8 protein-coding genes and 1 tRNA gene are annotated in these 13,611 nt (G+C 41.8%); all 9 read right to left on the bottom strand.

Annotation, left to right across the window (positions count from 1 at the left end):
- Window positions 1-140: 140 nt before the first annotated feature.
- The 9 genes from rpoC to ACTXGH_RS13330 all read right to left on the bottom strand — a co-directional run bounded on the left by rpoC (window position 141) and on the right by ACTXGH_RS13330 (window position 13,177).
- A complete protein-coding gene (rpoC, locus tag ACTXGH_RS13370) occupies window positions 141-4,364 on the bottom strand; it encodes a DNA-directed RNA polymerase subunit beta' (protein ID WP_439263566.1) in 4,224 nt (1,407 codons plus the stop codon).
- Between the two features lie 169 nt (window positions 4,365-4,533).
- Complete coding sequence (gene rpoB, locus ACTXGH_RS13365; RefSeq protein WP_439297079.1) at window positions 4,534-8,652, bottom strand: DNA-directed RNA polymerase subunit beta; 4,119 nt, start codon at window positions 8,650-8,652, stop codon at window positions 4,534-4,536.
- A 649-nt stretch (window positions 8,653-9,301) separates the two neighbouring features.
- The gene (gene rplL, locus ACTXGH_RS13360) at window positions 9,302-9,676 is read right to left on the bottom strand and encodes a 50S ribosomal protein L7/L12 (protein ID WP_299217930.1); all 375 of its coding nucleotides are present in this window, start codon (window positions 9,674-9,676) and stop codon (window positions 9,302-9,304) included.
- A 126-nt stretch (window positions 9,677-9,802) separates the two neighbouring features.
- Window positions 9,803-10,330 carry a 50S ribosomal protein L10 gene (gene rplJ, locus ACTXGH_RS13355; RefSeq protein WP_439263570.1) on the bottom strand — a complete coding sequence of 176 codons (528 nt, stop codon included), beginning with the start codon at window positions 10,328-10,330 and terminating at the stop codon, window positions 9,803-9,805.
- A gap of 416 nt (window positions 10,331-10,746) precedes the next feature.
- Entirely contained in the window at window positions 10,747-11,448 is a 702-nt protein-coding gene (rplA, locus tag ACTXGH_RS13350) for a 50S ribosomal protein L1 (RefSeq protein WP_439263572.1), read from the bottom strand.
- Window positions 11,448-11,879 (bottom strand): 50S ribosomal protein L11, encoded by a 432-nt coding sequence (gene rplK / locus ACTXGH_RS13345; protein WP_299217936.1) that lies wholly within the window; start codon window positions 11,877-11,879, stop codon window positions 11,448-11,450. Before rplK ends, rplA begins: the two co-directional genes overlap by 1 nt.
- 92 nt (window positions 11,880-11,971) lie before the next feature.
- Entirely contained in the window at window positions 11,972-12,502 is a 531-nt protein-coding gene (gene nusG / locus ACTXGH_RS13340) for a transcription termination/antitermination protein NusG (RefSeq protein ID WP_299217938.1), read from the bottom strand.
- A 59-nt stretch (window positions 12,503-12,561) separates the two neighbouring features.
- The gene (gene secE, locus ACTXGH_RS13335; RefSeq protein WP_439263574.1) at window positions 12,562-13,050 is read right to left on the bottom strand and encodes a preprotein translocase subunit SecE; all 489 of its coding nucleotides are present in this window, start codon (window positions 13,048-13,050) and stop codon (window positions 12,562-12,564) included.
- A 51-nt stretch (window positions 13,051-13,101) separates the two neighbouring features.
- Window positions 13,102-13,177, bottom strand: a tRNA-Trp gene (locus tag ACTXGH_RS13330).
- Between the last annotated feature and the right edge of the window lie 434 nt (window positions 13,178-13,611).

Raw genomic sequence — 13,611 nt, 5'->3', positions numbered from 1 at the left:
ACTCATAAAGTTGCTTTTAGCAGTGTACTATTTTATCGGTTGATAAAACTATTAGTTTTTTAGTTTTTACGCCCATAAAAAAGCCAGCAACATGGCTGGCTTTTTTACTCTGATTACAATGATATGTTAAGCATCTATGATTAAGATTGGCTATCTTGATTAAGCTCTTGCGCAAAAGCCTCGTCAAAACTGGCAAAGTCTTTACTATCAGTACTAGCAGACATATCAAAAGCTGCATTGATATCATTGTCTTGTAGCGTTTGCTCCGCTTTTTCTTTGCGGGTTTTGTGATACGCAAGACCTGTACCTGCAGGGATCAGTCGACCAACAACCACGTTTTCTTTTAGACCACGTAATTCATCTACCTTACCAGTAACAGCGGCAGCAGTTAGTACACGAGTGGTCTCTTGGAACGATGCCGCTGAGATGAAGCTTTCGGTTGCAAGACTTGCTTTAGTGATACCAAGCAATTGACGCTCATACTGTACTGGGAATTTATCTTCCTCAGCAAGCTTTGCATTCAATGCGATAAGATCTGCATATTCAGCTTGATCACCTTTAAAGTGGCTTGAATCACCACCATCAGTGATCTCAACCTTACGTAGCATTTGACGAATAATAACTTCGATATGCTTGTCGTTGATCTTCACACCTTGTAAGCGGTAAACATCCTGTACTTCGTTAACGATATAGTTGGCAAGGGCCGTTTGACCTTTTAAACGTAAGATATCGTGCGGGTTTTGTGGACCATCAGCAATAACCTCACCACGTGCCACCGTCTCATTTTCAAAGACGTTGATCTGACGCCATTTCGGGATTAGCTCTTCATGTACTTCGCCGTCTTCATTGGTAATAATAAAGCGATTTTTGCCTTTGGTTTCTTTACCAAAGCTAACCACACCTGTCATCTCTGCCATGATGGCGTGATCTTTTGGACGACGCGCCTCAAACAAGTCAGCCACACGTGGTAGACCACCAGTGATATCTTTTGTACCTGAAGTTGCTTGTGGTACACGGCCTAAGATAGAACCTGCGGCTACTTTCTCACCATCGCTAACACGAATAATCGTTTCAGCAGGTAAGAAGTAAACAACTTCTTTGCCTTCATCAGTATTCAAAATGATGGCAGGACGTAAATCTTTTGCCGTACTTGAACGATCACGAGTAGCTAGAATTTCAAACGAGCTCATACCAGTTGCGTCATCAACTTTTACCGTGGCAGTCATACCATCAGTAATATCGCTAAAGCGTGCTGTACCCGCAAATTCTGTAATGATTGGATGCGTATGCGGATCCCATTTAGCGATCGTCTGACCACCATCAACCTGCTCTTCGTTCTTAACCAACACACTTGAACCGTAAGGTACTTTATAACGCTCACGCTCGCGACCTAAATCATCAGTAATGGCGATCTCAGCTGAACGCGATACGATGACTAAGTGACCGTCCGTATGTTCAACCGTTTTCATGTTTTCAAAATGCGCTTGACCTGCGTTACGCACAGAGATGCTGTTATCGACAGATGCTGAGCTTGCCGCCCCGCCGACGTGGAAAGTACGCATGGTTAGCTGAGTACCAGGCTCACCGATAGACTGCGCTGCCATAACACCCACTGATTCACCGATATTAACTTTATGACCACGAGCCAAATCACGACCATAACATTGAGAGCAAACACCATGAGCGACATTACAAGTAATCACTGAGCGCACCCAAATATCATCGATTGCATTTTCATCGAGAATATTTACCCACTGCTCATCGATCAACGTACCCGCTGGAACCAATACTTTTGTTTCATCATTGTTATACGTCACATCACGTGCTGTCACACGGCCCAAGACGAGCTCACCAAGTTTTTCAATGATCTCACCACCTTGAATATGCGGTGTCATAAGTAAGCCTTGCTCAGTACCACAGTCATCAGTGGTAATAACCAAGTCTTGTGCAACATCGACCAAACGACGAGTCAGATAACCTGAGTTAGCCGTTTTCAATGCGGTATCTGCTAGACCTTTACGCGCACCGTGAGTAGAGATAAAGTACTGTAGTACCGTTAAGCCTTCACGGAAGTTGGCTTTAATTGGCGTCTCAATAATTGAGCCATCCGGTTTGGCCATCAAGCCACGCATACCAGCAAGCTGACGAATCTGAGCGGCACTACCACGAGCGCCTGAGTCCGACATGATGTAAATTGAGTTAAAGGATTTTTGCTCTTCTTCCTCACCTTGAGCATTGATGACTTTGTCAGTAGCCAAGTTGTCCATCATTGCTTTTGCAACTTTGTCATTGGTACGTGACCAAATATCGACCACTTTATTATAACGCTCACCAGCAGTTACAAAACCTTGCTCAAACTGATCTTCAATCTCGCGTACTTCTGCCTCTGCCGTCTCAATAATCTGCTTTTTGCTAGGTGGAATAACCATGTCATCCAAGCCAATTGACACACCAGATAAGGTTGCTTGAGCAAAACCTAGGTACATCAATTGGTCAGCAAACATGACACTACCTTTGGCGCCCATCTTACGATAGCAAGAGTTAATCAGACGCGAGATATTTTTCTTCGTCATCTCTTGGTTGCACTCATCAAACACCATACCTTTTGGCATAATATTCCAGATAAGCAGACGACCGGCAACTGTATCTTTTAAGGTAACTTCTTTGGTTTCGTGGCCTTCTTCGTCGACATACGTTTCAGTAACACGTACTTTTATCTTAGCATTCACATGCAAGTCATTTGAACCAATCGCACGTAAGGCTTCATTAACAGTGGCAAAGACCATGCCTTCGCCTTTAGCATTCACTGATGAACGGCTAATATAATACAAACCAAGTACTACATCTTGCGACGGTACAATAATTGGATCACCATTTGCAGGTGACAAGATATTGTTAGTCGACATCATCAAGGCACGTGATTCAAGCTGTGCCTCTAGCGTCAATGGCACGTGTACTGCCATTTGGTCACCATCAAAGTCAGCGTTAAACGCAGTACAAACGAGCGGATGTAACTGAATCGCTTTACCTTCAATAAGTACTGGCTCGAACGCTTGTAAACCCAAACGGTGTAGCGTTGGCGCACGGTTTAGTAGTACTGGATGCTCACGGATAACCATGGCCAGCATATCCCACACTTGCGGCTCTTCACGCTCGACCATCTTTTTGGCCGCTTTAATCGTGGTTGCCATACCATGTGACAATAGTTTGGAATAAGTAAACGGCTTGAACAGCTCAAGTGCCATTTTCTTTGGTAGACCACACTGATGTAGACGTAGCGTTGGACCTACTACGATGACCGAACGACCTGAGTAATCGACACGTTTACCAAGCAAGTTTTGACGGAAACGGCCTTGCTTACCTTTGATCATATCAGCCAAAGATTTTAATGGACGCTTATTACTACCAGTAATCGCACGACCGCGACGACCGTTATCAAGTAGCGCATCGACTGATTCTTGTAGCATACGTTTTTCATTACGTACGATAATATCAGGCGCGCTTAGCTCTAATAGACGCTTTAGACGGTTGTTACGGTTGATAACACGGCGATACAAATCGTTTAGATCTGAGGTCGCAAAACGCCCACCTTCTAGTGGTACTAACGGACGTAGATCCGGTGGTAGTACTGGCAAGATGGTCATTACCATCCACTCAGGCTTGTTATTAGAATCACGGAACGCTTCTAATAATTTGAGACGCTTAGACATCTTTTTAAGCTTAGTCTCAGAGCCTGTCTGCGGAATAGCTTCACGCAGCTCATCAATCTCTAAATCTAGATCGATGTCTTTTAATAGATCTTGTACGGCTTCAGCACCCATCTTGGCGACAAACTCATCACCAAACTCTTCAAGCGCTTTATAGTAGTCTTCATCATCAAGCAGCTGATATTTCTCTAAACTAGTTAGACCTGGCTCAGTGACGATATAGCTTTCAAAATACAATACGCGTTCAATATCGCGCAAAGTCATATCCAACAACAAACCAATACGGCTTGGCAACGATTTTAAAAACCAAATATGCGCAACTGGGCTAGCAAGGTCAATATGACCCATGCGATCACGACGAACTTTAGCGGTAGTGACTTCAACGCCGCACTTTTCACAGATTACGCCTTGGAACTTACGACGTTTGTATTTACCACATAAGCATTCGAAATCTTTAACTGGACCAAATATTTTGGCACAGAACAGACCGTCACGCTCAGGCTTGAAAGTACGATAGTTAATCGTTTCAGGCTTTTTAACTTCACCATGCGACCATGATTTAATAACATCAGGTGACGCTAAGGTAATTTGAATACTATCAAACTCACGATTACCGCTAGCGGTAGGGCTTTGCATAATATCGAGTAAATCTTTCAAGTTGCTTCTCCGTTATCTTTACAATCATCTGGCCGCGTTATACAACGTAAAGCGGATAAGATGAATGAAGGCAATGAATAGGGTTGAGATAAATAACTAAAAGCAGCAGCAATGTGGCGTGCTGCCTTTAGTGTGACACCTAAGTTTAGAATCAATGAATCTTTTAAACTTAGTGGGTCTCTTTTAACTCAATATTAAGACCTAGTGATTTGATTTCTTTGGTCAGTACGTTAAACGATTCAGGCATACCTGGATCCATATACTGCTCTCCATCAACGATGTTTTTATACATACGCGTACGGCCTTCAACATCATCTGATTTCACTGTTAGCATCTCTTGCAACGTATAGGTCGCACCATAGGCTTCTAGTGCCCATACTTCCATCTCACCGAAGCGCTGACCACCAAACTGAGCTTTACCACCTAGCGGCTGCTGCGTGACTAATGAGTAAGAACCCGTTGAACGCGCATGCATCTTGTCATCAACCAAGTGGTTAAGTTTAAGCATATACATATAACCGACTGTCACTTTACGATCAAACTTCTGACCTGTACGACCATCATATAATGTTTGCTGACCATCTCTTGATAAACCAGCAAGCTCAAGTAAATCTTTGACTTGATGTTCATGAGCGCCGTCAAATACTGCTGTACCCATCGGTACACCTTCACGTAAATTACCTGCTAGCGTCATGATATCTTCATCAGATAAGCTATCAAGATCAACGCTTTCGCCGCCAACTTTGTTATAGATTTGATCTAAGAAATCACGTAGATCAGCCATAGCTGCTTGTGCTTTAAGCATACCGTCGATCTTATCGCCCAAGCCCTTTGCTGCCATACCTAAGTGTGTCTCTAATACCTGACCGATGTTCATACGCGATGGTACACCTAGCGGGTTCAATACGATGTCAACAGTATTACCATGCTCGTCATAAGGCATGTCTTCAACTGGCATAATTCGTGATACCACACCTTTGTTACCATGACGGCCAGCCATCTTATCACCAGGCTGAATACGACGTTTAACCGCTAAATATACTTTAACAATTTTTTGTACGCCATGTTGTAGATCGTCACCTGCCGTTAGTTTGCGTTTTTTCTCAGCAAACTTCACGTCGATATCTTTTTGCTTATCAACCAAGTAATCAGCGATTTGCGTTAGGCGCTCAGAGATTTCCTCTTCAACTGGTTGAATATCAAGCAAGGTCTCAAGGCTCATATCTTTCATATCAGCCAATGCCATAACCGTACCCGCTTTTAAACCAGCACCGCCGCTGACTTTTTGGCCATCTAACAGATTACCAATACGTCCACGGGCTGCTTCTTCAAAGATACGTAGCTCTTCTTTTAAATCTTTACGATAGCTATCGAGCTGTGATTTTTCAATCGCTCTTGCCCGTGCGTCTTTTTCAACGCCGTCACGGGTAAAGACCTGTACATCGATAACTGTGCCTTTGCTTGATGTTGGAACACGCAGTGAAGTGTCTTTTACATCAGCAGCCTTTTCACCAAAGATAGCCCGTAGCAGTTTCTCTTCTGGCGTTAGTTGCGTCTCACCTTTTGGTGTGACTTTACCAACTAAGATATCGCCTGCATCAACTTCAGCACCGATATAAACAATACCTGCTTCATCCAGACTTGATAAAGCAGCCTCACCTACGTTTGGAATATCAGCTGTGATTTCTTCTGTTCCAAGCTTGGTATCACGCGCCACACAAGTCAACTCTTGGATATGAATCGTAGTAAAGCGATCTTCTTTAACGACTTTTTCAGATAGCAAGATTGAATCTTCAAAGTTGTAACCATTCCACGGCATAAATGCGATACGAATGTTCTGACCTAGCGCTAGCTCACCAAGATCCGTTGACGGACCATCAGCCAAGATATCACCCAAAGCAATTTCATCACCTTGGTTGACGATGATACGTTGGTTAATACAAGTGTTTTGGTTAGAGCGTGTGTATTTGATTAAGTTATAGATATCGATACCCGCTTCACCAGCAGTCATCTCGTCTTCGTTTACACGAACAACGATACGTGAGGCATCAACATCTTCAATCACACCGCCACGTTTAGCGATAACACAAACACCTGAGTCACGCGCAACGTGACGCTCCATTCCAGTACCAACCAAAGGCTTATCAGCACGTAATGTAGGAACTGCCTGACGCTGCATGTTAGAACCCATTAAGGCACGGTTTGCATCATCATGTTCAAGGAATGGAATTAGGCCTGCTGCTACTGATACAACCTGACTGGGTGACACATCCATATGCGTCACTTTTTCTGGCGGCATACGTACAAATTCGCCATAGCTACGCACACTAACCATCTCATCAGACAGTTCGCCATCTCCAGTCATTGGTGAGTCAGCTTGTGCAATCACAGTACCGACCTCTTCGATGGCTGATAGATACTCGATCATATCAGTTACTTTACCATCAACCACACGGCGATAAGGAGTCTCTAAGAAACCAAAGCTATTGGTTTTAGCAAACGTCGCTAGTGAGTTGATAAGGCCAATGTTTGGACCTTCAGGTGTCTCAATCGGACAAACACGACCATAATGCGTATCATGTACGTCACGTACTTCAAAACCTGCACGCTCACGCGTTAGACCACCTGGTCCTAATGCTGATACACGGCGTTTATGGGTCACTTCAGACAATGGATTGTTTTGATCCATAAACTGTGACAATTGGCTTGAACCAAAGAACTCTTTTACCGCAGCAGCTACTGGCTTAGAGTTGATCAAATCTTGCGGTGATAAATTATCAGATTCTGCTGATGATAGACGCTCTTTAACTGCACGCTCAACACGAACCAAACCAACACGGAATTGGTTTTCGGCCATCTCGCCTACTGAACGAATACGGCGGTTACCTAGATGGTCAATATCATCAACTTCACCGCGACCGTTACGGATTTCAATCAGCTCTTTTAATACATTAACAATATCATCATTGGTCAAAACGCTACGAGCACGTTGAGTGTCAGCATCATCAGTATCTTCAAACTCTAAACCTAGACGGCGGTTAAATTTCATACGACCGACGTTTGACAAGTCATAACGATCAGCATTGAAGAACATACTTTCAAACAGCTTTTCAGCAGTCTCAACTGTTGGCGGCTCACCTGGACGCATAACTTTATAGATCTCGATTAGTGCTTCTTCACGAGTCGAGGTACTATCAGCACGTAGCGTATCAGCGATGTAACTGCCTTGATCAATATCATTGGTAAATAGGATACTGAACTCTTTGATAGAATCACTGGCTTCATATGAGCTAAGTTTAACCAGCAATTCATGATCTATAAGTGTATTGGCGCGAGCGATAACTTCATCGTTAACGATGATGTCTTCTGCTAAAATACGCTCATATAGGTATTCATCAGGCACCGCAATCTTGGTCATACCGGCTTCTTCAAGCTGACGGATACGGCGGGCATTAATACGTTTGCCTTGCTCAACAATGACATCACCATCAGGCGAGACAATATCAAACTGTGCCATTTCACCGCGTAAACGATCAGCAACCAAATCAATCTCAAATTGCTCATCGCCTTTATAAACCGCGACTTTATCAAAGAACAAATCTAAAATCTCAGAAGTACTCAAACCCAAAGCACGTAGGATAATAGAAGCAAGTAGTTTACGACGGCGATCAATACGTGCAAAGACTAAGTCTTTGGCATCAAATTCGAAGTCAAGCCATGAACCACGGTAAGGAATGATACGAGCGTTATAAAGCACTTTACCACTTGAATGCGACTTACCTTTATCATGGTCAAAGAATACACCAGGTGAACGATGTAATTGAGAGACGATAACTCGTTCAGTACCGTTGATGATGAAAGTACCATTGTCTGTCATTAAAGGCATTTCACCCATATAGACACTTTGCTCACGAATATCTTTGATAGCCGCTTTGCTGTCTTTATCTTTGCTGTCTTTGTCTTTGATGATCAAACGAATTTTGACACGCATCGGTGCAGCAAACGTTGAACCACGTAAGATACACTCACGCTCATCAAATTCAGGCGTGCCTAAATAGTACTCAACAAATTGTAGCTCTGCGTTGCCAGAGTGACTCTCAATTGGGAAAATAGAGGAATACGCAGCTTGCAAACCAGTATTCTCACGAGCTTTTGGCTTTTTATGCTCTTGCAAAAATTGCTCGTAAGAATCTACTTGGATAGACAATAAGTATGGAATGTCCATCACAGTGGGCAATTCAGCAAAACTTTTGCGAATACGCTTTTTTTCAGTATAAGAATATGCCATCGAGAGTCCTTACAGTAGACGTGAAAACAAATGAAAAGCGTGGCCAACTTGCATAAATATTATGCAGATTTAGCGACGTAAACGATAATAAAATAAAAATTCTTACTAAAACTGTTCTATATAGATTGACGCTTCTAACAGAATAGTCATTTAACTGAGCTAAAATACAATTATCATGACGCAAAATAATGTAGTAAATTCAACACATTAACACGAATATATGAGCGCTTTTACTTAAGATTTCAATAGCAAACCTTGCAGATACTCCAGCATTTATCTTTGAATTATATTAAACATATACAATATGAAATGTATCGTCGTTAATACTTGCCGTCTACAAACCACTTGCCGGTAGTAAACCATGCTAGACTATTTAGAATTAAAATTAGGATTAATATAAATACTAGTAATAAAAGGAAAGTATGCAAGCACAAAAAAATGCCAAACGTCTAACGACATTTAGCTTACGTTAACTAACTTCAAAAACTGGCGTGTTTGCGTACATGTATATCGTGTGTCCTTTTGATAGGTATCCACCGCATTAATGCGTACGTATATTGGCAGACACAAAAGGTCAAGCTACGAATTATAATAAAAAAAAGCCGATGATGCAAGGCATCATCAGCTTTTTTTTCGTAACGCGTTGAACTTATTTTAGTTCAACAGTAGCGCCAGCTTCTTCAAGTTTCTTTTTCAACTCTTCAGCTTCAGCTTTAGATGCGCCTTCTTTGATAGGAGCTGGAGCGCTCTCAACCAAATCTTTCGCTTCTTTTAGGCCAAGACCAGTCGCTTCGCGAACGGCTTTAATTACGCCAACTTTCTTTTCGCCAAAGCTAGCAAGAACAACGTCAAATTCGTCTTTTTCTTCAGCAGCAGCGCCACCTTCAGCAGCAGCAGCAGGTGCAGCTGCAGCTACAGCAGCTGTTACGCCGAACTTTTCTTCCATGTCGCTGATTAATTCAACGATATCCATTACTGACATTTCAGCGATTGCGTTTAACACATCTTCTTTAGATAGTGCCATGTGAACTCTCCGTTATCTGATAAAAATTAATAAATTCTAATATCACTTTGATTGCTTGCCAAAATCTAAAATAGAATTGACAGTAAACTGCAATCAGCGATGTTAAAGTTACGTTAAAACAAGCAATTAAGCAGCTTCTTTTGCATCTTTGATTGCCGCTACAGTGCGAACAAACTTACTAGGAACAGCGTTCATAGTCTGGACAAGCTTGGTCACTGGTGCGTTCATAGTAGCCATCAAGATAGAGATTGCTTCGTCGCGAGTTGGTAGCTTCGATACGCGCTCTAGCTCTTCTGGACCATAAACTTCACCACCGACTGATACCAATTTGGTCTCTAAAGCTTTGTTCTCTTTACTAAAGTCAAAAACGACTCTAGCTGCAGATCCCAAGTCTTCCATAGAGAAAGCCAAAAGTAGTGGACCAGTCATACGGTCTGACATACCCTCAAACTTAGTGCCTTCAAAAGCGCGTTTTGCTAGGGTGTTTTTCACCACTTTTAAAACGACACCTTTTTCACGAGCTTGTTCGCGCAGCTGTGTAAGCTTTGCAACACCAATACCGTGATATTCGGCAGCTACTGCTGAGTAAGCATTAGCAGCAACTTCAGACACTTCAGCCACAACTTGTTGTTTTTGTTCTAGCGTTAATGCCATAAGTTGACTCCTTTAATCTTATCAATCAGCCAATAATTTGAATGTTTAAAACAACGCTTTAATCATCTAAACAACTGGCTTTAATTGACTTGATACGACACGTTATCGGGAATTTAAATACAATTAAAAACTCACCAATAACGACTGATTACGGCACCGTTATCAGAATGACATCGAGTAATAGGTCGTCCTATTGGCTCTTATCAACAACTGGGTGGGTCACCGTCTGCGTAGGACAACTAAGATTTTCATCTGTCATCGATTAACAAAAGCAGCTCATTAGTATTAATAATCAGTATTAAATACTTTTAAACTGCTCTCTACCTACGGTCTTAGACAGCGTAGCAACTGCTACGCTGACCTAATTCTTTAAAATGATTGGTACTAGTTATTCAAACTTATCAAATAAATAGTATTTATTTAGCAACACGGTAGGGAACAGGATCGATTGTAAGACCTGGACCCATGGTGCTAGATAAGGTAATTTTTTTGATAAAAGTACCTTTAGATGTAGCAGGTTTTGCACGTTTTAGATCAGATAGCAAAGCTTGAGCATTTTGAATAACTTGCTCAGCAGTAAAACCAACTTGACCGATAGTGGTATGAATAATACCCGCTTTATCAACGCGATACTGTGCTTGACCCGCTTTTGCGTTCGTCACTGCTTCAGCAACGTTTGGCGTTACTGTACCGACTTTTGGGTTAGGCATTAGACCACGAGGACCTAAAATAGTACCTAATTGACCAACAACACGCATTGCATCAGGAGCAGCAATAACAACGTCAAAGTCCATGTTACCAGCTTTGATCTGTTCAGCTAAATCTTCAAAACCAACGATATCAGCACCGGCTTCTTTAGCAGCTTCAGCAGCAGCACCTTGAGCAAATACTGCAACGCGTTTGGTTTTACCCGTACCCGCAGGTAGGTTAGTAGCTCCACGAACGACCTGATCAGATTTACGTGGATCAACACCCAAGTTTACAGCGATGTCGATAGACTCTTTGAATTTTAGCGCTGGTAAATCATTTAAGATTTGTACCGCTTCTTCAATAGTGTACTGCTTTTCGTTATCGATACGGCTGTTAATTTCTTTTTGGCGTTTGGTTAACTTAGACATTATACACCCTCCACGGTAATACCCATTGAACGAGCGGTACCAGCAACGGTACGAATAGCAGCATCAAGATCAGCAGCAGTCAAATCTGCATTTTTAGTCTTAACGATTTCTTCTAGTTGCGCACGATCAACTTTACCGACTTTAGCAGTATTAGGCGTACCTGAGCCTTTAGCGATCCCAGCAGCTTTACGCAATAAGAACGCAGCTGGTGGTGACTTCATAATGAAGGTAAAAGACTTGTCGTTGTAGACTGTAATCTCAGTTGGAATCGGCAGACCCGGCTCTTGGTTAGAGGTCGCAGCGTTGAACTCTTTACAGAACGCCATGATATTCACACCTTTTTGACCCAATGCTGGACCGATCGGTGGTGAAGGATTTGCTTTACCTGCAGGCACTTGCAGTTTGATGTAACCATCAATCTTCTTAGCCATGTTACTCTCCTAAATGGGTGATAGCGCCAAATCAATATCATATGGTAACGTTATTGATTAACAGCTCCCCTGTTGATGAATTTTTTGCGGGTTTAGTCTAGCTTTTCAACCTTACTAAACTCAAGCTCAACCTGAGTCGGTCGATTAAATACATTTACCGTTAATTGCAATTTAGATTTTTCGTAATCTACTTTTTCTACCAACCCTTTAAAGTCAGTAAATGGGCCATCAATGACCAATAATTCTTCGCCTGGCTCAAATAATGTTTTTGGACGCGGATTGGTTTCATTTTGGTTCAAACGGTTTAGAATACGATCTGCTTCTACTTGCGTAATTGGCGCAGGTGTTTCGGGAGTGCCACCGACAAAGCCCATAATGCGTGGACAGTCTTTGACAATATGCCAAGTGTTGTCGTTCATTTCCATTTGAATCAATACATATCCTGGAAAAAACTTACGCTCACTTTTGCGTTTTTTACCGTCTTTCATCTCCACCACTTCTTCGGTAGGAACCAATACATCACCGAAATTTTCTGCGAAGTCACTACGATTAATACGCTCGATTAATGAGCGTTGTACTTGTTTTTCATATCCTGAAAACGCTTGGACAATATACCAACGCATATCACGCTCCTAATCGCTATAAGTAAAAGTTTGGGTCAAAAGAGACTAATACGCTCTTATTAACCAATAAATATACCAACAAACCAATTAAAAAAGTTATCCAACAACCAAATAAAAAGACCTACAATCGCAATCACAACAATCACTTGCCATGTGTATTGAAAGGTTTCGTCTTTACCAGGCCAGGTGACACGACGTAATTCAACTGCCGCATCCTTTAATAATATTTTAAATGCACGTCCCTGATGGGTTAATATCAAACATACTAACGCAAGTACGACAAGCACGGCAATAATCCCGATACGGACCCAAACGTCATTAGCAGGCTGCCAATAACCGGGTAAGTATTGGTTGACTAAAGTCGCACCAATTAATGCTACTGCGGCAAGAAGCCACAAAATCAAATCTTTGATAGAGCCTGTCTTAGCAACTTCAACAGCTGTTGTTTTATTACCTGCTGAGACATGCTTACCTTTAGTCAGCATTCCGCTAGCCGTCGCCTTGGCATCAGATAACTTGGTCTCGAGGTTATCTTGATTGTTGCTCATAAAGAACTCGCTTCGGAGATGGTGAGGTATAACAAAGATATGATAAGAAGATGGCAGGCGATGTAGGACTCGAACCTACAACCCTCGGTTTTGGAGACCGATGCTCTACCAATTGAGCCAATCGCCTATGGGTGTTAAGGCTGATAATTATACCTATCTTTAATTAGAATGCAAGTTTTAAGTCCATATTTTATAACTTTAATTCAACAAATAAGAAATTTTTAGCAAACTAAGTGCATTCAAGGCTTAATAGAATAAATATATAACATTATAACGCATAATTACTTATAGATTGATAACTCAATTGAAAGCCAATATTTATTGATTTTAACCATTTTTTATCATTTAATGATCGTTTGATTTACTGTGATGCTACGGCCAACCTGTTGTAAGCATAGAGTCAATTTGAATAGTAAATTTTTACTATCGAAATAGACAAGTCATAAAAACATACAAATTAGTCAAAAAAAAGCCACCCTTATACAAGGATGGCTTTTTAACTAAAGGCTTCACACTCATCAGACTAAGCTGAATGCAGCAAACCTTGCAATGTCTTCTTAG

Source organism: Psychrobacter sp. 1Y10, assembly GCF_052259005.1.
Taxonomy (GTDB): Bacteria; Pseudomonadota; Gammaproteobacteria; order Pseudomonadales; family Moraxellaceae; genus Psychrobacter; species Psychrobacter saeujeotis.
The sequence above is the reverse complement of the archived record's forward strand: the minus strand, read 5'-3'. Positions and strand labels throughout refer to the sequence as shown.